This is a genomic window from Ruegeria sp. HU-ET01832 (genome assembly GCF_040371315.1).
Classification (GTDB): domain Bacteria; phylum Pseudomonadota; class Alphaproteobacteria; order Rhodobacterales; family Rhodobacteraceae; genus Ruegeria; species Ruegeria lacuscaerulensis_A.
Genome location: NZ_BAABWL010000001.1, coordinates 465,832 through 485,627, shown reverse-complemented (window position 1 = coordinate 485,627; position 19,796 = coordinate 465,832). Strand labels below are relative to the sequence as shown.

At 57.9% G+C, this 19,796-nt stretch carries 15 protein-coding genes; 9 read left to right on the top strand and 6 right to left on the bottom strand.

Annotated features, from left to right (window positions below):
* Nucleotides 1-31: 31 nt before the first annotated feature.
* The 4 genes from ABWV79_RS02440 (at nucleotide 32) to ABWV79_RS02425 (ending at nucleotide 6,125) form a co-directional block, all read left to right on the top strand.
* Nucleotides 32-2,518 carry a penicillin-binding protein 1A gene (locus ABWV79_RS02440; protein ID WP_353390282.1) on the top strand — a complete coding sequence of 829 codons (2,487 nt, stop codon included), beginning with the start codon at nucleotides 32-34 and terminating at the stop codon, nucleotides 2,516-2,518.
* 83 nt (nucleotides 2,519-2,601) lie between these two features.
* Nucleotides 2,602-3,726, top strand: coding sequence for a peptide chain release factor 2 (gene prfB / locus ABWV79_RS02435; RefSeq protein WP_170354484.1), 1,125 nt, complete (start codon nucleotides 2,602-2,604; stop codon nucleotides 3,724-3,726).
* A 184-nt stretch (nucleotides 3,727-3,910) separates the two neighbouring features.
* Nucleotides 3,911-5,308: an amidase gene (locus tag ABWV79_RS02430; RefSeq protein WP_353390280.1), complete on the top strand. Its 1,398-nt coding sequence runs from the start codon at nucleotides 3,911-3,913 to the stop codon at nucleotides 5,306-5,308.
* A 28-nt stretch (nucleotides 5,309-5,336) separates the two neighbouring features.
* Nucleotides 5,337-6,125, top strand: coding sequence for a DUF2189 domain-containing protein (locus ABWV79_RS02425; protein WP_170354482.1), 789 nt, complete (start codon nucleotides 5,337-5,339; stop codon nucleotides 6,123-6,125).
* 12 nt (nucleotides 6,126-6,137) lie between these two features.
* Here ABWV79_RS02425 and ABWV79_RS02420 read toward each other — a convergent pair whose 3' ends face one another.
* The 3 genes from ABWV79_RS02420 to ABWV79_RS02410 form a co-directional block, all read right to left on the bottom strand.
* The gene (locus ABWV79_RS02420) at nucleotides 6,138-6,884 is read right to left on the bottom strand and encodes a helix-turn-helix domain-containing protein (RefSeq protein ID WP_170354481.1); all 747 of its coding nucleotides are present in this window, start codon (nucleotides 6,882-6,884) and stop codon (nucleotides 6,138-6,140) included.
* Between the two features lie 290 nt (nucleotides 6,885-7,174).
* Nucleotides 7,175-7,735, bottom strand: a complete 561-nt coding sequence (gene ilvN, locus ABWV79_RS02415) for an acetolactate synthase small subunit (RefSeq protein ID WP_170354480.1) — start codon at nucleotides 7,733-7,735, stop codon at nucleotides 7,175-7,177.
* Between the two features lie 67 nt (nucleotides 7,736-7,802).
* Nucleotides 7,803-9,554 (bottom strand): acetolactate synthase 3 large subunit, encoded by a 1,752-nt coding sequence (locus ABWV79_RS02410; RefSeq protein ID WP_170354479.1) that lies wholly within the window; start codon nucleotides 9,552-9,554, stop codon nucleotides 7,803-7,805.
* Between the two features lie 424 nt (nucleotides 9,555-9,978).
* Here ABWV79_RS02410 and ABWV79_RS02405 point away from each other — a divergent pair, with 424 nt between their 5' ends.
* Together ABWV79_RS02405 and ABWV79_RS02400 are read left to right on the top strand one after the other, a co-directional pair.
* Nucleotides 9,979-10,824 carry a HalD/BesD family halogenase gene (locus ABWV79_RS02405; RefSeq protein ID WP_353390277.1) on the top strand — a complete coding sequence of 282 codons (846 nt, stop codon included), beginning with the start codon at nucleotides 9,979-9,981 and terminating at the stop codon, nucleotides 10,822-10,824.
* Nucleotides 10,825-10,870: 46 nt separating this feature from the next.
* Entirely contained in the window at nucleotides 10,871-11,254 is a 384-nt protein-coding gene (locus ABWV79_RS02400) for a bleomycin resistance protein (protein WP_353390275.1), read from the top strand.
* Nucleotides 11,255-11,328: 74 nt separating this feature from the next.
* On the opposite strand, the gene ABWV79_RS02395 is transcribed toward ABWV79_RS02400, so the two are convergent.
* Together ABWV79_RS02395 and ABWV79_RS02390 are read right to left on the bottom strand one after the other, a co-directional pair.
* A complete protein-coding gene (locus ABWV79_RS02395; protein WP_170354476.1) occupies nucleotides 11,329-11,976 on the bottom strand; it encodes a response regulator transcription factor in 648 nt (215 codons plus the stop codon).
* Complete coding sequence (locus tag ABWV79_RS02390) at nucleotides 11,973-13,406, bottom strand: cache domain-containing protein (protein WP_353390273.1); 1,434 nt, start codon at nucleotides 13,404-13,406, stop codon at nucleotides 11,973-11,975. Before ABWV79_RS02390 ends, ABWV79_RS02395 begins: the two co-directional genes overlap by 4 nt.
* Nucleotides 13,407-13,652: 246 nt before the next feature.
* On the opposite strand from ABWV79_RS02390, the gene ABWV79_RS02385 reads away from it, so the two are divergent.
* The 3 genes from ABWV79_RS02385 to ABWV79_RS02375 all read left to right on the top strand — a co-directional run bounded on the left by ABWV79_RS02385 (nucleotide 13,653) and on the right by ABWV79_RS02375 (nucleotide 18,152).
* Nucleotides 13,653-14,735 carry a TRAP transporter substrate-binding protein gene (locus ABWV79_RS02385; protein WP_170354474.1) on the top strand — a complete coding sequence of 361 codons (1,083 nt, stop codon included), beginning with the start codon at nucleotides 13,653-13,655 and terminating at the stop codon, nucleotides 14,733-14,735.
* Nucleotides 14,736-14,853: 118 nt separating this feature from the next.
* Nucleotides 14,854-15,780: a TRAP transporter small permease subunit gene (locus tag ABWV79_RS02380; protein ID WP_170752655.1), complete on the top strand. Its 927-nt coding sequence runs from the start codon at nucleotides 14,854-14,856 to the stop codon at nucleotides 15,778-15,780.
* A gap of 17 nt (nucleotides 15,781-15,797) precedes the next feature.
* On the top strand, nucleotides 15,798-18,152 hold the full coding sequence (locus ABWV79_RS02375; protein WP_353390271.1) for a TRAP transporter large permease subunit: 2,355 nt from the start codon (nucleotides 15,798-15,800) through the stop codon (nucleotides 18,150-18,152).
* Nucleotides 18,153-18,208: 56 nt separating this feature from the next.
* Here ABWV79_RS02375 and ABWV79_RS02370 read toward each other — a convergent pair whose 3' ends face one another.
* Nucleotides 18,209-19,567, bottom strand: a complete 1,359-nt coding sequence (locus ABWV79_RS02370; protein ID WP_353390269.1) for a dicarboxylate/amino acid:cation symporter — start codon at nucleotides 19,565-19,567, stop codon at nucleotides 18,209-18,211.
* Between the last annotated feature and the right edge of the window lie 229 nt (nucleotides 19,568-19,796).

The following is a 19,796-nucleotide window of genomic DNA, read 5'->3' as shown; positions in this document are numbered from 1 at the left end:
ATAGACCGCACCGCGAGCAAAAGGCAGTGACGTGATCCGTTTCATATTTTCAATCTTCGGGGCTATCTTCAGCCTCGTGACCCTTGGTGTTTTCATGGCCGCGCTGGTGATTGGCGCGATCTTCTGGATGTATGGGCGCGACCTGCCCAGCCATGAATCGCTGGCGCAGTACAAACCGCCCACGATCAGTCGGATCTATTCGGGCGAAGGCCATTTGATCGACGAATTCGCGCAAGAACGCCGCTTGTTCACGCCGTCCGAGGAAATTCCCGATCTTGTGAAACAGGCGTTTATCTCGGCCGAGGATAAGAACTTCTACACGCATCAGGGCTATGATCCGCGCGGGATCATTGCTGCGGGTGTTGAGGCGGTGAAATCCAAGGGTGAAAACGTGCGTGGTGCGTCGACCATCACCCAACAGGTGATGAAGAACTTCCTGCTGTCCGGCGACCGTCGCGCCGAGCGCAAGATCAAGGAAATCATCCTCGCCACCCGGCTTGAGGATACATTGGACAAGGAACAGATTCTCGAACTCTATATGAATGAGATCTTTCTGGGCCAGAACTCGTATGGTGTGACCGCCGCTGCCCAGACCTATTTTAACAAGACGTTGCAGGAACTGGCCCCGCATGAGGCCGCGACTTTGGCCGCGATGCCCAAAGCCCCCTCGGATTACCACCCGGTCCGTCAGAAAGATCGCCTGCTGGCGCGCCGCGACTATGTTCTGCGCGAGATGAACCAGAACGGCTATATCGACAAGGCCACCTATGAGGCCGAGGTCGCGCAACCGTTGCGTTCGGTCCAGAACGGCGATTTCGAAAGCTTCCGTACCGCGTTGCCGCCGCGTGACTATTTCACCGACGAAATCCGCCGTCAGCTGAGCGAGGATTTCGGAGAGGGTGAGTTCTTTACCGGCGGCTTCACCGTCCGAGCCTCGGTGGACGAGGAAATGCAGGTCGAGGCCGCCAAGGCTTTGCGCACAGCGCTGCAGAAATACGACCGGTCGCGCGGGAAATGGCGCGGTACCGGTGAGGTGATTGCTGAGGATGCCCTGTCGGATGAGGCACAATGGCGCGAGGCGCTGGCCACAATGGAAATCCCCCGCGATGTGGAACTACCGACGCAATGGTATCCGGCCGTTGTGCTGAACGTGGCCGAGCAAGCTCTGACCGTAGGAATTGAAGACGGCCCGGCAGATGGCACGGTGCCACGTTCGGATATTCAATGGATGCAGGGCAACTTCTTTGACAACTTCAAGCGCGGCGACGTCATCTTGGTGATGGCCGGCGAGGAAGGACAGTGGTCCGCCCGACAAGTGCCCGAAGTACAAGGCGGCTTTGTGGCCATGGACGTGAACTCGGGTCGTGTTCTGGCGATGCAGGGTGGGTTTTCATATCAAGACTCGGTGTTCAACCGCGCCACGCAGGCGCAACGACAGCCGGGATCGAGCTTCAAACCCTTCGTCTATGCCGCCGCGCTGGACAGTGGCTACAGCCCAGCAACCATTGTTGTGGACGCCCCGATCGAGGTGAACACGCCGCAAGGTCTGTGGCGGCCCAAGAACTCGTCGAACAAATTCTACGGCCCGACGCCCTTGCGTACAGGGATTGAACAGTCGCGGAACCTGATGACCATCCGTTTGGCGCAAGAAGTCACGATGCCTGTGGTTGCAGGCTATGCCGAACGGTTTGGAGTTTATGACCGGATGGGCGCATTCCTTGCGAACTCGCTGGGGTCAGAGGAGACGACGCTTTACAAAATGGTCGCCGCCTACGCGATGTTTGCGAATGGTGGTGAGCGGGTCGAGCCCACTCTGGTCGATCGCATTCAGGATCGGTTCGGCAAGACGATCTATCGCCATGACGATCGGCAGTGTCTGGATTGCAACTCGGCATGGTTGGAGCCTGACGAGTCACCCACCATCGAGACCGACCGCTGGCAGGTCATGGACGCCATCACCGCGTATCAGCTGACGTCGATGATGAAAGGTGTTGTGGATCGTGGGACTGCATCTGCTCATGTAAACCTGCCGGTGCCAACGGCTGGCAAAACCGGTACGACCAACGAATCCAAGGATGCATGGTTTATCGGTTTCACCTCAAACATCGTGGCCGGGTGCTACATTGGGTATGACCGCCCGCGTCCGATGGGTAGAGGTGCCTATGGGGGGACAATGTGCGGCCCGGTGTTCCAGAGTTTCATGGAACATGCCACCGAGAAGTATGGCGGCGGTCCGTTCGAAGTGCCCGAGGGTGGCCATTTCATCAAAATCGACCGCTTCAGCGGGGCGCGCCTGCCTGCGGACGCGACCGGTGATTATGTCGTCGCCGAGTATTTCCGCGATGGTGTGGATGGCTTTATCGACCGGGTTTACGATGGTGGGTTTGCGATGGGCTCGGACCTGCCTTTGTTTGAAGAGGCCAGCTCGGGCCGACAGGTGACGACATCGACCGGTGATACGATCACTGTTGGCCCCAACGCCAGCCAGGGTGATCTGCAGGGCGGCGGGCTTTACTGAAATCTTTAAGGGCCGCTCTGTCTTGTAGCGGTCCCATGCTCTTGCTATCACGCAGCACTGATCAAGCAAGTTGGGACGTAACCATGCGCGCCGAAACCCAGAATATCGTGGCGGAAATCGAAAAGTCGCTGGAGCTGCTGGCGCAGCGTATGGACTATGAAACCGCACCTCATCGTCTTGAAGAATTCAACGCGCGTGTTGAGGACCCCAACCTGTGGGACAACCCCGAGAACGCACAGAAGCTGATGCGCGAGCGTCAGATGCTGGTTGACGCGATTGAGACCTATGAGACCATCAAGGCCGATCTCAGCGATAATATCGAGCTGATCGAACTGGGCGAGATGGAGGAAGACGACGAGGTTGTCGCCGACGCCGAGGGCGCTATCAAGGCGCTTGGGGCCAAGGCCGCCAAGAAAGAGCTTGAGGCCCTGCTGGACGGTGAGGCCGACAGCAATGATACCTTTCTTGAGATCAACTCGGGCGCGGGTGGTACGGAAAGCTGCGACTGGGCTTCGATGCTGGCGCGGATGTATGTGCGCTGGGCCGAGAAAAAGGGTTACACGGTCGAGCTGCAATCCGAGACCGCGGGCGAAGAGGCCGGGATCAAGTCCGCGGCCTACAAGATTTCCGGTCACAACGCGTATGGCTGGTTGAAGTCGGAAAGTGGTGTGCACCGTTTGGTGCGAATTTCGCCCTACGACTCGGCGGCCAAGCGGCATACATCGTTCAGTTCGGTCTGGGTCTATCCCGTGGTTGATGACAATATCGAGATTGAGGTGAATCCGGCGGATATTCGGATCGATACCTATCGGTCGTCCGGTGCGGGTGGTCAGCACGTGAACACCACGGACTCGGCGGTTCGGATCACGCACATTCCCACCGGTATCGTTGTGACCAGTTCCGAAAAGTCGCAGCACCAGAACCGCGATATCGCCATGAAAGCGCTGAAGTCGCGCCTGTACCAACAAGAGCTGGACCGCCGGAACGCCGATATCAACGCCGCCCATGAAGCCAAAGGCGATGCGGGCTGGGGTAACCAGATCCGGTCTTACGTGTTGCAGCCTTACCAGATGGTAAAGGATCTACGGACGAACCATGAAACCTCGGACACAAAGGGTGTGTTGGATGGGGATCTGGATGGGTTCATGGCGGCAACTTTGGCGCTGGATGTGGCTGGTAAGTCCCGGTCCGAGGCGCAGGGCGACTAAGCCGGGCAGGGGGCTCTGCCCCCGCCGCGCGATGCGCGACTCCCCCGAGATATTTTTGGCCAGATGAAGTCGATCCCCGTGTGGTTGCTGCTGGAAAAGATACATCTAAACAGTGGGTTTAAATGGGGATAAGCCCCGGATAGGCTGATCGAGTCAGTGTGACCTGTCAGCCGAAGAGATCCGAATGAACCTAAGCCAGATTACCGCAACCGCGTTGGTGACCGAATTGTCCGAGGGGCGGGTCTCTGCGTCTGAAGTGATGCGTGCCACGTTGGACCGCATAGCAGCGGTGAATGGCGATTTGAACGCCATAGTTGGATTGCGGGACGAGGGCGATCTGATGGCAGAGGCGGCTGAGCTGGATAAAGGGGCGAAGCGGGGTCCTCTGCATGGGGTTCCGATCGCGGTCAAAGACTTGGTCAACGTGGCTGGGGTTGTGTCGACCCAAGGGTCGCCGTTGTTTCGCGATCATATCCCTCGTAAGGATGACATGATCGCTGCCCGGATGCGGGCGGCCGGAGCGATTTTGATAGGAAAGACCAACACGCCCGAATTCGGATTGGGGTCACACACTTTCAACCCCGTTTATGGCGCCACGCGCAACCCATATGATTCATCCCGAACTTGCGGTGGATCTTCTGGTGGCGCGGCGGTTGCTTTGGCGTCCGGTATGGTGACGCTGGCGGATGGCTCGGACATGATGGGTAGTTTGCGAAATCCCGCCGCGTGGAACAATGTCTACGGGTTTAGACCAAGCTGGGGGAGGGTTCCGTCCGAACCAGTCGGAGACGCGTTTCAGCATCAGCTTTCGACCCTCGGCCCGATGGCGCGTTGCCCCGAAGATTTGGGTCTGCTTTTGGATGTAATATCCGAGCGTGACGCGCGACAGCCCTACAGTGTGAAACCTGAGCCCGTTGGGCCGGTTCAGGCACGCGACCTGACAGGAGTTCGTATCGGTTGGCTTGGCGATTGGGGCGGAGCCTATCCGTTCGAAGACGGGATAACGGATCTGTGTCGGGATGCAGTGTCCGTTCTTGCCGGGTTGGGGGCACAGGTCGATGAAGTCGTGCCTGATTTCGAAGCCGAGCGTCTGTGGGAAAGCTGGACGGTGCTTAGATCATGGAGCATAGCCGCCAGCCTTGCCCCTCTGACCGAGCATAGATCAATGTTGAAAGACACGGCGCAATGGGAACTGGATCGGGGGCTTGCCTTGACCGCATTGCAGGTTCACCGCGCCAGTGAGATGCGTTCAGAATGGTTCCGGCACGCTCTTGGAATGTTCAACACCTATGACGCGCTGATCCTGCCATCCGCGCAAGTCTGGCCTTTCGAGATCGAAACGCCGTATCCGACTGAGATCGCGGGCGCCAAAATGGATACTTACCACCGTTGGATGGAGGTTGTTCTGCCAGTGAGCCTGATTGGCTTGCCGTGCCTGTCAGTGCCGGCGGGGTTTGGCCCAGAAGGCGTGCCGATGGGGATGCAGATTTTCGGTCCGCGCGGCAAGGACGCAAAGCTTTTGTCAATCGGGGCTGCCTATCATGCGGCGACTGAGTGGCCACAAAAAAGACCCGCCAGCTAATAAGCGACACAGGGAGGAGGGAGACAGAATGGAGAAGCCTTTCGGAGTTCCGAAAATGGGGCCGGTTACGACAGACATGTTGCGTGAAGCCTTGAGCCGGGCTTGGGCGGATTTTCGACGTGCGCCGGTCTTTGGCCTTGTTTTCGCAGGCTTCTATGTCCTCGCAGGCTGGGCAATGGCGTGGGTCACGGTACAAACTCAGACCTCGTATTGGCTGGTACTGGCCGCGATCGGATTCCCACTATTGGGGCCCTTTGCGGCAGTTGGGCTGTATGAAGTCTCTCATCGGTTGGAGTTGGGGGAGCCACTTGATTATGCTTCTATTTTCGGCGTTGTGGCGCAACAGGGTCGACGTCAGCTGCCCTCAATTTGTGCGATCATCGTGGTCATGTTCCTGTTCTGGTTCTTCCTTGGTCACATGATTTTTGCACTGTTCATGGGACTGTCGACCATGACCAACGTTTCTACCTCTCTTGAGGTTTTTCTGACTGTAAATGGCCTGACGATGCTGGCGGTCGGAACTTTGGTCGGAGCGGTTTTTGCCACCCTTCTTTACATGATCACTGTACTGTCCATCCCAATGTTGCTGGATCGGGAATTGGATTTCGTGACAGCGATGATCGCCAGCTACAGCTATGTTAGTGCGAACCTGACGGTGATGCTGGGTTGGGGCGTCTTCGTCGCCGTGCTGACGTTTCTTGCCATGATCCCATGGTTTCTTGGACTGCTGATCATCTTGCCGCTGCTTGGACATGCGAGCTGGCACTTGTATCGGCAGATCACACAAGCCGAATCCGCTGCTTCAGAGCCAGGTTAACCCACGTTTATTCTAAGCGTTCAAGGCCATGGTATGCGCACGTCGGGCGGTGCGGGCCGCGCTTATGGCTGCGGCTGGTTGTGTACCAAGGTAACGCAAATTCAAGCGACGCATGGTTGTCTCGTTGGCCGTGGTTTTGGACAAGCAAATCGCAACACCTCGCCAGGTGTCCGGCTGATCTCCTCCACAGCGAGTCATCAGGTAAATTTTGCTGTTTTGCGCCGTACGGTTCGACATCAATATGTAGACTTGGCTTCCTGCGCAGGCGGCGATGCCCTGAACTTCGCGCAACTCAGGCGAGGTCGCCTCGCTGGCCGTCGGCGGTTCGTAGCTGCGGATCATGGTGCATTGCGGCAGGCGCCGCGCATGGATCACGCGGTACCGTGTCGCCTGCGCCCCGTCCAGAGCGGTTTCCGAAACATAATAAAATCCGGCGGGCAGAAGGTCCTCGGTCAGAGTGCCGGGCCCGGAACCCAGAAATTCTGTCAGAGCCGTTGCAGCAGGATGAGGCGCCGGCAGATCGATTTCGTTAAGGGGTCGTAGAAGAATACGTGCGTCCACGTCGAAAAAACAGCAAATACGATTAAGCACGTCGGGCCGGGGAAAGCTCTCTCCGCCAAGGTACCGGTTGAACTGAGTGCGGTTGATCCCAAGTTGACGGCACAGTTCAGAAATCGAGGGGTAGTCCGATGCCAGCAGTCGAAGATTATCACCGAACATCTTGCGCAGCTCAGCCGGGCTGCGGGTTTCGTTGGTCATTTCTGTCCCGGTCTTATTATGTGTTGCCGTGTTCACCCTGTTTGTCCGAGCAATAGACCGGACAATCGCGCTTCAATCGTACTGAGGACCCTGACCAGCGCATCCCAACGCCACGTCACAAGACGAGGCTAACGTCCTGATGCGTAAAAGCAATAGTCTTTTAAGTATATTGTATGGAATTTTTGGTGTTTTGGCTCGTTTTGGGCAGCACATTGCTGAAACGCGTGTGGCCGCTATCAAACCCGAGTTGTCCCGTCCGCTACGTAAGCGCAGTGGACGGGGCAGAATATTCAGTCGCCGCGCAGTAGTGCGGCGACACCTGTGCGGGCGATCTCGATCAAACCCAACGGGCGCATCAGGTCGGCAAAGGCGTCGATCTTGTCCGGTGCACCGGTGATCTCAAAGATGAATGAATTCAAGGTGCTGTCGACCACATTGGCGCGGAAAATATCTGCCAGACGCAGCGCTTCCACTCGTTTGTCGCCTTCGCCGACGACTTTGATGATCGCCAGTTCCCGCTCGACCGATGGGCCCTCGACCGTCAGGTCATGCACCTCATGCACGGGCACGATGCGGCCCAGCTGCGCCTTGATCTGTTCGATCACCTGCGGGGTTCCGGTGGTGACGATGGTGATACGGCTCAGGTGACCAGTGTGGTCCACCTCGGCCACTGTCAGGCTTTCGATGTTGTAGCCACGACCCGAAAACAGCCCGATCACGCGGGCTAGAACGCCCGGTTCGTTTTCGACCAGAACCGCGATTGTATGACGTTCCTGTACGTCCGAGAAGGTCGGCCGTAGGTTATAAGCGGAATGGCGGGTAGAGCCTTTTTTGATATGTAGGGCAGACATTTACGTCCCTTTCATCATCCTGCGAAAGCCGGGCACCGCAGCGCCCGACAAAATTCGACGAATTTTGTTAAACCAGAACCGAACCTTTGGAGTCGATTACGCCCTGCGTCTCGGCCTCGCCCAGCAGCATCTCGTTGTGGGCCTTGCCCGACGGGATCATGGGGAAGCAGTTCTCGTGCTTTTCGACCAGACAGTCAAAGATGACAGGGCCGTCATAGTTGATCATTTCCATGATCGCGTCATCCAGATCGGCGGGGTCGGAACACAGGATGCCCTTGGCCCCGAAGGCCTCAGCCAGTTTGACGAAATCGGGCAGGGCCTCGGACCACGAATGCGAATACCGCTCACCATGCAGCAGTTCCTGCCACTGGCGCACCATGCCCAGACGTTCGTTGTTCAGGATGAACTGTTTCACCGGCAGGCGGTACTGAACGGCGGTGCCCATTTCCTGCATGTTCATCAGCCATGAGGCTTCACCCGCGACATTGATTACCAGCGCGTCGGGATGCGCCATCTGCACACCGATCGAGGCCGGGGTGCCATAGCCCATCGTGCCCAGACCACCCGATGTCATCCAGCGGTTGGGGTCTTCGAAACCGAGGTACTGCGCGGCCCACATCTGGTGCTGGCCGACCTCGGTCGTGATATAGCGGTCGTGGTTTTTAGTCAGCTCTTCAAGACGTTGCAGGGCGTATTGCGGTTTGATCGTCTTTTCGCTGTTGGTGTAGGCCAGACAATTGACCTTGCGCCAGTCGCTGATCTGTTCCTGCCACTTGGCAACGGCAGCCGCATCCGTCTTGCGCCCACGCGCTTTCCAGACCTTGAGGATATCCTCCAGCACATGGGCCACGTCCCCAACAATCGGGATATCCACACGGATCACCTTGTTGATGGACGAGGGATCAATGTCGATATGCGCCTTTTTCGAATTCGGCGAGAAAGCATCAATCCGCCCGGTGATCCGGTCGTCAAACCGCGCGCCGATGTTGATCATCAGGTCACAGTCATGCATCGCCAGATTGGCCTCATACAGGCCGTGCATACCCAGCATACCCAACCAGTTCTTGCCCGAGGCTGGATAAGAGCCCAGGCCCATCAAGGTCGACGTGATGGGAAAGCCGGTCGCATCCACCAACTCGCGCAGCAATTGGCTGGCGGCAGGGCCCGAGTTGATCACGCCGCCGCCGGTATAGAAGACGGGCTTTTTGGCTGTTTCAATCGCCGCGACCAGCTCGGTGATCTCTTCCAGATCGCCTTTCAGAACCGGTTGGTAATGCGAGGTCGAGGGTTTCGGCCCGGAATACTCACCTGAGGCGAACTGCACGTCTTTCGGGATGTCGATCAGCACCGGACCGGGGCGACCGGAGGTGGCGACGTGGAACGCCTCGTGCATCGTCTCGGCCAGCGAATCCGTGTCCTTCACCAGCCAGTTATGCTTGGTGCAGGGGCGGGTGATGCCAACGGTGTCAGCCTCTTGGAACGCGTCCGAACCGATCATGAAGGTCGGCACCTGACCGGTCAAAACGACGATCGGGATCGAATCCAGCAGTGCGTCGGTCAGGCCGGTCACCGCGTTGGTGGCACCGGGGCCTGAGGTCACAAGCGCAACGCCGGGCTTGCCGGTCGACCGCGCATAGCCTTCGGCGGCGTGCACGGCCCCCTGTTCGTGACGCACCAGAATGTGGCGAATGTCGTTTTGCAGAAAAATCTCATCATAGATCGGTAGCACGGCGCCGCCGGGGTATCCGAATACCGTGTCCACGCCCTGATCCTTGAGGGCCTGAACCACCATCTTTGCGCCGGTCATCTCACGTGTCATCTGCTTTGCTCCGTTCGCGACATGTGTCTTGCGTGTTGCCAAAAAAAAGCCCCCGAGATTTTCGGAGGCGCATGGGTTGGATTATGGTTTACCGTCACCGGCCCATGCGCGTTTTTCCTACGATTACTACTAGCGCTTTCATCGCCAGAGGCTCCTTTTTTGCGTGCAGGGACATTATGGGCGGCGCGACGGGGCGTCAACAGGCAATCGCACCAATTTTCTATCTCAGGCAGTGAATTTTGCGACATTTTATTGCGCAGATTGCCGCATGCCTGGAATTTTTGCGAAATAGGGGTGCTGATTCCCTGCATTCGCCTGTTTCGCTTGTGCTCAAAAGCGTCACGACGATGTCCGAAACGAGCATGATTGCGGCTCAAAGCTGAGGCAACCTGACCCAGACCTTTGCTGGCAACGGAGGCAGACCATGCTGCATGATCTGATTGATCTGGGACGGTATCCGATAGATTGTCCGGACTCGCGGGCATATGAACAGTTAATCAACGATCTGCGAAAAGAACTGGATCAGGATGGCTGCGCCGTCATGCCGGGGTTCGTTCATGCCGAAGGTGTCGCGTCGCTGTTGCAAGAGGCTGAGCTTGTCGCAGGTCACGCCCATCGCTCGTTCAACCGGACGAATGCCTATTTCACGCAGGACGATCCTACGCTGGAAAGATCCCACCCGGTGCGGCAGTTTTATGATCGTTCGAACGCGTTTGTGCCTGCGGATAATTTCCCGAATTCCGGGCCGCTGAGGCGTATATATGAGTCTGAACCTTTTTTGCCTTTTATCCGGGCGGCGCTGAACGAACCGGAAGACAAGTTCTTTCGCTATGATGACCCGTTGGCGGATGTGATCATCAACGTTGTGGAGGAGGGGCAGGGTTTTCCATGGCATTTCGACACCAACAACTACACGGTCACACTGGCCATTCAAAATGGTGAGGCAGGCGGTGCGTTCGAATACGTCCCGAACCTTCGAACAGCAGAGGACGAGCAGTTTGAATCGGTCGCTTCGATTCTTGACGGTAGCAGGGCAAGGGTCCGTGAATTGGAACTGCTTCCTGGCGATCTGCAGATATTCCGTGGGCGGTACGCGTTGCACCGGGTGGCCCCTGTGAAAGGGCCGCGCAGCCGTTACGTCGGCATTTTCTCATTCGCCGAAGCCGAAGGGATGTGTGGCAGCGTTGAGCGAACCAAACAGCTTTATGGTCGGGTGCTACAACATCACCATGATCGGGAGGGGCTGAGAAACGATCCATTGCTGGATTGAAACGTGGTAGCCTGCGCGTGAGATAGATTTTCCGCCAGAGGCGCGTATGCCTGAAATATTGCAGCTCACTCCATTTGTATTGTGCTCTTCGTTGCAAAAGCAGATAGACTTCTATTGCGACCGTCTTGGGTTTGACTGCGGGTTTCGGCAAGACAATTATGCGTATCTGTCGCTTGGCCCAGTGGCCATTCGTTTGCTGGAATGTCCACCGCGTGAAGACGGACGACAGTTAGGCGATGAGCAATCGTTCTACATAGACGTGGATGATGTTGACGCGCTGTATGAAACCCTACGCGCGGGGTTGGAGAGTTTGCCCGAGGGGCGCCTACGGCCACCATTTAACCAACCCTATCAGCAGCGCGAGTTTCACGTCATTGATGAAGATGGAGCGCTGGTGTTTTTCGGTCAGGACATCAGGCCCCTTGGCTAACCCTCCCGCCCGTTGTCAACGCGCCTGCGGCGCATCTCCGCCGGTTGGGCCGGGCAGCGCGTTCCGCGCTGCGGTCAGAAACCGGGGCTGGTGCCCTGCAAGACTCCATGCTCGAGCGCATAGCGAGTCAGACCGGCGGTCGAAGAAATTCCCAGTTTGCGTTTGATGTTCTTGCGGTGGGTCTCGACCGTGCGGACCGAGATGTCCAACGTTTGGGCTACTTCTTTGTTGGATTTTCCCTGCGCCAGTTCCAATAGAATGGTCTGTTCCCGACCCGTCAGGGCCTCGCGCGCACCACCGCTTTTGGGTTCCAGCGATCCGCTGGCCCCGGTGCACAGGTATTGCTCGCCTTGCATAACGGCATCGATGGCCTTCTTGATCTCGTCCGTCGGAACATCCTTGAGGACATATCCCTTGGCCCCGTGACTGAGGGCTGTCGAAATGTATTCAGGGCTGTCGTGCATGGACAGGACCAGAACGCGGGTTTGAGGCAGGCGTTCCAGGATGATCTCGGTCGCGCTGAGGCCGCCCATGCCGGGCATGTTCAAATCCATCAAGATCACATCAGGTGCCAGAGTAGCGACCTGATCTACGGCGTCCTGCCCGCTGCTGAGCGTTCCGACAACGGTGATTTCGTCGTAGCTTTCGAGGATCGACTGTATCCCTTCAGCGACCATCGGGTGGTCGTCTACGATAAGGACACGGATTGTGGCGTCGCTCATGTACCGGCCTTTCGGTTGGGCGTGGCGTCTTCCTGTGGCGGCAGCAAATGGCTGAGAGGCAGGCTGACCTCGATCACCGTGCCGCTGCGTGGGCCGCGTGATGACAGAATACGCAGCGATCCGTCAAGCTGTTCGATACGCTCCTGCATGTTTCGCAACCCGATCCCCGTACTGCCGTCGCCGTGTGCACTGCGCAGTCCGCGGCCGTTGTCGGTGATCCGCATGGTTGCGCCCTTTTTGTGGCCGCGCAGGTCTATCGTAACACGAGTTGCGCCGGAATGGCGTTCGATATTGGTCAGGGCCTCTTGCGCGATACGGTAGAGCGCAATCTTGCTGTCCTGATCCAGACGGTTGCGGAAGACAACCGTTGAGAACTCGGTGTCGATTCCGGTGCGGTCCCTAAAGTCATCGGTCAATGCCTTGAGGGCAGGGCCAAGCCCGAGGTCATCCAAAACGCCGGGACGCAGGTCGCGGCTGATGCGACGAACTTCGGTGATAGCAGACCCCAGATGGTCGATGCCCTTGCCCAAAGGGTCACGCGCGCCCGCATCATCGCCACGTTCCAACCGCCTGCGGGCGTTATCCAACGCATAGCGCACGCCCACAAGGATCTGGCTGATCCCGTCATGCAATTCGCGCGCTACGCGGCCGCGCTCTTCCTCTTGCGCATCGAAAACGCGTTGTGTCAGCTCTTTCAGCTTTGCGTCGGCCAACCTGCGCTCGCGAACGTTCAGCAGCATCCCCGATGTGAAAACGATTAGAACAGCCGCCAGAACGATAGCGCCGATGTATCCAAAGGTGCGCTGCACACGGGCCTCGACCTCGGCACGGGCATTGGCGACGGTTGCTACGATATCGTCGATGAAAACGCCGGTCCCCACGGCCCAGCGCCAGTCCTGCAGGCCGACCACATAGGCGATCATCTGCGCCTCTTCCCCGGTCGAGGGCTTTTGCCACATAAAGCTGTGCCATCCCGCCCCCTGACGGGCGAGGCGAATGAACTCATCCACGACAGGGGTGCCATCGCTGTCGGTTAGCCCTTCCCAGTTGCGGTTGATGAATTGCGTCTGACGCGGGCTGACAAGGTTATTGCCGTCATAGTCATAGACGAAGAAGAATCCGTCCTTACCGTAGATCATCGCCGACAGGATCTGTGTCACAAGATTCTGCGCGACCTTATCGTCGGGCGTGGCGCGCCCATAGATATAGGCAAACCCGTTGCGGGCCTGAGTGACGTAGTTGCGCAGTTCTTCCTTCTTGGCCTCGATCAGGCGACGTTCAAGTGCCTGAATTTCGCGCTCGGCCGTGGCGCGGGCTTCCTGTGTAACAAAGAACGCAATTGCTGCCACGGCCACCAATAGCGGGATAGCTGCCACAAGTGACAGTTTCTGGCCATAGGTCAGCGAGATCAGGTTGCGAAATCCTTTCATGGACGAATCGATACGCAAGCGCGCGGGAAAATGCAAAATCTTTGCTCGCGACCGGTTTTTTCTATCGTTCGCGAGCGGAAAGCACTGGACGTTTCCCCAATTTCTACGCCTCGCCGCAGAAAAACCGGCTTACCTACGTAGTAGTAGGTATTCACATTCAAATTCCTGTCATTAGGCTGGCGCGCACTGAAAACGACTGCCCCGAGATCGTTCGGGGTTTGAACTATGTAGGGGAGGAACACTCATATGGATCGTCGTTCATTTCTAAAAACATCTGCTCTGGGCGGCTCGGCTGCTGCGGCCACCACGCTGGCAGCACCGGCTTATGCACAGGGCAAGCGTACCCTGACCATGGTGACCTCGTGGGGTCGCGGTCTGGCGGGCGTTTTTGACAGCGCACAGCGTTGCGCCGACAGCATCACTACGATGTCCGATGGCGACCTGACGGTCGAAATCAAAGCCGCGGGCGAACTGGTTGGCGCGTTCGAGGTCTTTGACGCCGTTTCGTCCGGTCAGGCCGACATGTACCACGCTGCCGATTATTACTTTGTGGGTCAGCACCCGGGCTACGCCTTCTTCACCGCTGTTCCGTTCGGCATGACCGCGCAGGAACTGGTGAACTGGTACTACCATGATGGCGGCATGGAGCTGCATGACGAGCTGGGCGAAATCTTCGGCCTGAAATCCTTCCTGGCCGGGAACACCGGTGCGCAGGCAGGCGGCTGGTACTCGAAAGAGATCAACGGCCCCGAGGATTTCCAGGGTCTGAAATTCCGCATGCCGGGTCTGGGTGGTCAGGCGCTGGGCAAGCTGGGTGCATCGGTTCAGAACATTCCGGGCTCGGAAGTGTATCAGGCGCTGTCCTCGGGTGCGATTGACGGCACCGAGTGGATTGGCCCCTGGGCGGACGAAAAAGCCGGTTTCCAGGAAATCACCAAGACCTACTACACCGCGGGCTTCCACGAGCCGGGCGCAGGTCTGTCGCTGGCCACCAACCGCGATGTGTTCGACGAACTGACACCGGCACAGCAGAAAATCATCGAGATCGCAGCTGGCGAAGCGCACCAGTGGAACCTGGCGCAATTCCTGGCCAACAACGGCGCGGCGCTGCAGCGCCTGCAGTCGGGTGGCGTGAAGGTTCTGGAATTCCCCGACAGCGTCTGGGATGCCTTCGGTCAGGCCAGCCAGGAAGTTCTGGACGAAAACATGGGCGACGAGCTGTTCAAGAAAATCCACGACAGCGCAATGTCGTCGATGGCAGCGTCTTCGGCATGGAACAACCTGTCGTCGGGTGCCTACACCACCCAGCGCGACCGCGTTCGCGGCTAAGCAGCGTTTCTTCGACCAAACGGTTTCCCCGCCACGCGTGGGGAAGCCTTTCCCGTTGCAACAGCGCGGTTCGGACAGCCGCGCATCATAGGTGCAACTGACGCGACCTGGGGACAACATGCAGGACGAAAACGGTATCTCGTTCTTCGGCGCCCTGTGGAATGGACTTGTATGGTTCATCCAGAACATTGCCGAAGCCTTCTATAATTTCGGATACGCCATCACGCATCCGCAACTCTGGCTAGACTGGTCAGACAAGGCGTCGATCATGCGCTTTGTCTATTACGGTGGCTCGGTCGAGTTCTTCTTTGTGATCTTCACCTTCTTTCTGGTTCTGACCGCCGTCGGTCTGTACTACCGCAATTTCATGTGGGGGATGGTGCGGGTTCTTGAGGGCTTTGCGAACACCACAGGCCGGTTCTTTGCATGGGCCGGTTTGTTGATGGTCATCCAGCAGATTGTCATCGTTTTCATGCAACGGGTGTTTACCCGCCCTGATATGTCCTTTGGCCTTGGTATACCATTCACTCAGGATATCAGCTGGTTCGCGGAAGAACTTAAACTATACAACGCCATGGTGGTCTGCCTGTGCTGTACCTATACGTTCGTGCAGGGCGGGCATGTGCGCGTCGACCTGATCTATGCCGGAATCAGCCACCGGGCGAAGCGCGTGGTCGACATGTGCGGTGCGGTTCTGTTCATGATGCCGATGGCCGTGCTGACCTGGATGTATGGCTGGTACTTCATGTGGCGGCACCTGATCGTGCCGAAACCCTCGGCCAGTGACACGTTGGACCGCCTGGTCGCCAAATCCCGCGCGCTGCGTTGGAACGTGGAAACCATCGGTTTCAGCCCCAACGGGTTCAACGCCTACTTCCTGTTCAAGATCCTGCTGGTGGCTTTTGCGGCCATGGTGTTCCTGCACGCCATTGCATTCCTCTACCGCTCGTTCCTGGAATACTCGGAAGGGTCTGAGAGCACAGGAAAATACCTCGACAAGGATAGCCTTGGTGAGGGTGAAGAAGCCTACGAAGGCGCACATTAGGGACGGAGACCCAGACTATGTTATTCGGACTTGATGGCGTCGAGATAGGCCTCATTATCGTATTCTTCTGCCTTTTCGGAGGCATCCTATCCGGTTTCCCGGTGGCGTTCGCCATCGGCGGGGCAGGGATCATTTCCTTCGGGATCATCGCAGCGTTGGACAGTGCCGGGCTGCTGATCCACCAGGCAATTGATACCGGCTCCCAAGCGTACCGGGACCTCGTCAATTCGGGGGTCAAACCGGAAACGGTATCGGTGTTCCGTTTCCCGGACTTACCAAGGATCGCCGAGCCTGTCTTTGTGCAGGGCTGGGAAACCGCGCTGGACCGCAACGTGTCCTTCATCGTGAACCGTATGAACGAACGCGTGCTGGCTGGTCAGTCGATTGAGACCCTGCTGGCGGTGCTGATGTTCGTCCTGATGGGCATCACACTGGAACGCTCGAAGATCGCTAACGATCTGCTGACCACAATGGCGCGTGTCTTTGGCCCGCTGCCCGGTGGTCTGGCTGTGTCGATTGTGGTTGTGGGGGCGTTCCTTGCCGCTTCGACCGGGATCGTGGGCGCGACCGTTGTGACCATGGGCTTGCTGGCGCTGCCAACCATGCTGCGCAACAACTACTCGCCGGAACTGGCGACCGGTGTGATCGCGGCCTCGGGCACGTTGGGGCAGATCATCCCACCGTCGATCGTGATCGTTCTTTTGGGGACACTGGCCGGTGATCTGTATTCGACCGCGCAGGAAACCCGCGCGCAGGATGCAGGCTGTACAGACGCGCTGACCTATCTGGGTGAGCCTGCCGTGGTCTCGGTTGGGACATTGTTCCAAGCCGCTTTGCTGCCGGGGATCATGCTGGCGCTGCTTTATGCGCTTTATGCCTTTGGCTATGCGCTGCTGAATCCGGAAAAGGCTCCGGCCGTTGAAATGTCAGGCGGTAGTGGTGAGCCGATCACCCGTGCCGAAGGTCTGACCTGGTTGCTGGGTGCACCGGTTGCGCTGATCGTGGGCATGATGGTTCTGAGCAGTGCTGGTGTTGTCGGAAGCCAAAACATCAGCGTCTCGGCTTTCTCGGATATCGGTGAGGGCGCATCGCTGCGCACGAACGTGTCTGAGGAATGCAAAGCCTCGATGATCGACTTGCACGGACAATTGGCCTGGGATCAGGCTGTGGCCGAGCAAGAGGCCATCGATGCCGCAGGTGGCACCGCCGAGTCGACACGCCTGACCGAAGAGGAACTGGTTGCTGCGCAACAAGCCAAGATCGCTGCTGCTGCGCCGATCGGCACGGGTGTGGCTGTCATGGTCGTGCTGCTGGGTCTGACGCTGGTCATGGGTCGCGGCATTGCGCCATCGAAGCCGACGCAGCCGCTGATCGTAGGGGCCATCGGCCTGTTGCTAATGCTGCTGGTCGATGTCCTGCTCATTGCGCCAACCACGTCCTCGGGGGCGACCTTTGTCTTGATGGCGGTGCCGTTTGCGCTGGCCATTTATGGATGCAAAGAGGCAGCTGCGCGCTGCGCGACCAATGATCTGATCCGCGTGGTCTTCCCGCCGCTGGTTCTGATCATCGCGGTTCTGGGCTCGATCCTGGGCGGTGTGACCAACCCGACGCCCGCTGCGGCGCTGGGGGCAGGCGGGGCGATCATGCTGGCCGCGTACCGCAAGCTGCAGGATCAGGGCCGCTCGGCCAAGGTGATCATCTGGGCGACTTTGGCCGTGATCGTGGCCTTGCTGATGGGTGTGAACTTTGACCTGCGCATCAACCAGAGCGATGTCAGCGTCGAGACCTGGATTGCCTTCATCGTGGCCTATGGCGCCTATCTGTTTGCCCTGTTCGGCTTGCTGTTTGGTTGCTGGGTCTTGTTTACCAGCGGGGTTCTGACGCCCGTGGTGCGCGAGACAGCCAAGGTGACCTCGATGGTCTTCACCATCCTGATCGGCTCGCAGTTGCTGAACCTTGTGGTGATCTCGTTCGGGGGTGAGCACTATATCCAGCAGTTCCTGCGCAGTTTCGACAACGAGTTCACGGTCTTCCTGATCGTGATGCTGGTGCTGTTCATTCTGGGCTTTGTGCTGGACTTCCTCGAGATCATCTACATCGTGATCCCCATCGTGGGCCCGGTGATCTATGGCGGGTCGTTCGATCCGAAATGGGTCACGATCATGGTGGCGGTGAACCTGCAGACCTCGTTCCTGACGCCACCTTTCGGGTTCGCGCTGTTCTACCTAAGGGGCGTTGCGCCTAAAGAGGTCACAACAGGTCATATCTATCGCGGGATCATTCCATTCGTGCTGATTCAGGTAGTCGGGATTGGTATCCTATGGTTCTTCCCGACCATCGTGACCATCGTGCCGGATCTGATCCCGAACTGATCGGGCAGACAGAAGAATGACAGACCGGAGGCCCTGTGGCCTCTGGTCTTTTTTGTTCAGGCTTCGGCTTTGAATTGCGTCAGTTTTGCAAAAGCAGCTTCGGCCTCGTGGTCGATATCCAGCGTGGCGGGGGTCAGGGTCCCGGCGTCGGGGTCATTGAATACCGCCCTGTCCAGCTTGCCGACACGCTGGGCGACAATGGTGGTGACAACCGCGTCGCCGGTGATGTTCACCACCGTCCGCATCATGTCGATGATCCGGTCAACGGCGAGGATGATGGCAATCCCGTCCAGTGGCATACCCAGCTGGTTCAAAACCATTGCCAGCATCACAATCCCGACGCCGGGAACGCCTGCCGTTCCGATGGATGCCAGAACCGAGATCGAGATGATGGTCATATAGCCACCCAGCCCCAGATCAATCCCATAGGCATTGGCCAGGAACACCGTCGCCACCCCATGCATGATCGCGGTGCCGTCCATGTTGATCGTCGCGCCCAACGGGATGCCGAACGAGGCAACCGAGCGGTCCACACCGATGCGCTGGGTCACGCATTGCATCGAGGCCGGGATCGTCGCGTTTGAGCTTGAGGTCGAGAAGGCAAACACCTGTGCCGAGCGCATCTTGCGCAGAAACGCGCGCGGGCTGAGACCGGTGCACACATAAAGCAGTACCATCAGCGTCACGCAAAGGTGGAAGACAAGCGTCAGGCTGATGGTCGCCAGATATCCGATGACCGGGGCAAACAGGCCGAACCCTTCCAGCGCAAAGGTCTTGGCAATCAGGCAAAAGACGCCGATCGGAGCAAAGGCCATCACGATCTCGACGATTTTCATCGCCAGTTCGTTCATGAAGGTACAGCCTTCGACAAAGGTTTTGGCGCGGCTTCCGATCATCAGGACCGCAATGCCGACAACGATCACATAAAAGATGATCTGCAGCATTTCGCCACTGGCCAGCGCCTGAACTGGGTTCTTGGGGATGATGTTTGCCAGTATCTGCCACGCGGTATCCTGCGTTGCGACGGACACATCCGCGCTGGCCATATGCAGGCCGTCAAATCCCATGCCGGGGTTGAAGATGTTGGCAAACACAAGCGCTGTCATCACCGCCAGCGCTGTGGTCGCCAGATAGGTCACAAAGGTCAGCCCTCCGACACGCCCCAAGACCTTGAGATCACCAATCCCAACCACGCCGCACAGTAGTGAAAACACCACCAACGGTACGACCAGCATCTGCAGCGCGTTCAGGAACATCTGGCCGACCATGCTGAACAGGCCGTTGACCAGATGTTCTTGAAGGAACGGTATGTGCCAATAGTTCAGGGCCAGTCCAAAGGCTGAACCAAGCGCAAGGGCCGTTAGAATTTGCGTCGTCAGGTTGGCCGCAAGCAGCCGTCGAATAGCATGAGTCATTGTCCGTCTCCCTTTACCAAAGCCAAACCCGCAGGTCGGGAACCTGTTGCATCACGGGCTATGTCATTGAAGCCCAGCCGAGCGGATCTAAACGGGGTCGAACGGCTGAGGGTCAGGATTACTTGGTGACGTAGGGTAAGGATTCAATCTCTGGGCGTAGGGAAGTCGCCATTTAGATGATTAATAATTCTTCATCTTTTCTGACGGATCTGCCCCGTGACAGTCAAAA

Excerpts from the sequence above, each read along its gene's own strand:
- ABWV79_RS02380 (WP_170752655.1), top strand. The coding sequence starts at position 14,854 with ATGCAGGACGAAAACGGTATCTCGTTCTTCGGCGCCCTGTGGAATGGA.
- ilvN (WP_170354480.1), bottom strand. The coding sequence starts at position 7,735 with ATGTCTGCCCTACATATCAAAAAAGGCTCTACCCGCCATTCCGCTTAT.
- ABWV79_RS02430 (WP_353390280.1), top strand. The coding sequence starts at position 3,911 with ATGAACCTAAGCCAGATTACCGCAACCGCGTTGGTGACCGAATTGTCC.
- ABWV79_RS02420 (WP_170354481.1), bottom strand. The coding sequence starts at position 6,884 with ATGACCAACGAAACCCGCAGCCCGGCTGAGCTGCGCAAGATGTTCGGT.
- ABWV79_RS02410 (WP_170354479.1), bottom strand. The coding sequence starts at position 9,554 with ATGACACGTGAGATGACCGGCGCAAAGATGGTGGTTCAGGCCCTCAAG.
- prfB (WP_170354484.1), top strand. The coding sequence starts at position 2,602 with ATGCGCGCCGAAACCCAGAATATCGTGGCGGAAATCGAAAAGTCGCTG.
- ABWV79_RS02425 (WP_170354482.1), top strand. The coding sequence starts at position 5,337 with ATGGAGAAGCCTTTCGGAGTTCCGAAAATGGGGCCGGTTACGACAGAC.
- ABWV79_RS02405 (WP_353390277.1), top strand. The coding sequence starts at position 9,979 with ATGCTGCATGATCTGATTGATCTGGGACGGTATCCGATAGATTGTCCG.
- ABWV79_RS02395 (WP_170354476.1), bottom strand. The coding sequence starts at position 11,976 with ATGAGCGACGCCACAATCCGTGTCCTTATCGTAGACGACCACCCGATG.
- ABWV79_RS02375 (WP_353390271.1), top strand. The coding sequence starts at position 15,798 with ATGTTATTCGGACTTGATGGCGTCGAGATAGGCCTCATTATCGTATTC.
- ABWV79_RS02385 (WP_170354474.1), top strand. The coding sequence starts at position 13,653 with ATGGATCGTCGTTCATTTCTAAAAACATCTGCTCTGGGCGGCTCGGCT.
- ABWV79_RS02400 (WP_353390275.1), top strand. The coding sequence starts at position 10,871 with ATGCCTGAAATATTGCAGCTCACTCCATTTGTATTGTGCTCTTCGTTG.
- ABWV79_RS02370 (WP_353390269.1), bottom strand. The coding sequence starts at position 19,567 with ATGACTCATGCTATTCGACGGCTGCTTGCGGCCAACCTGACGACGCAA.
- ABWV79_RS02390 (WP_353390273.1), bottom strand. The coding sequence starts at position 13,406 with ATGAAAGGATTTCGCAACCTGATCTCGCTGACCTATGGCCAGAAACTG.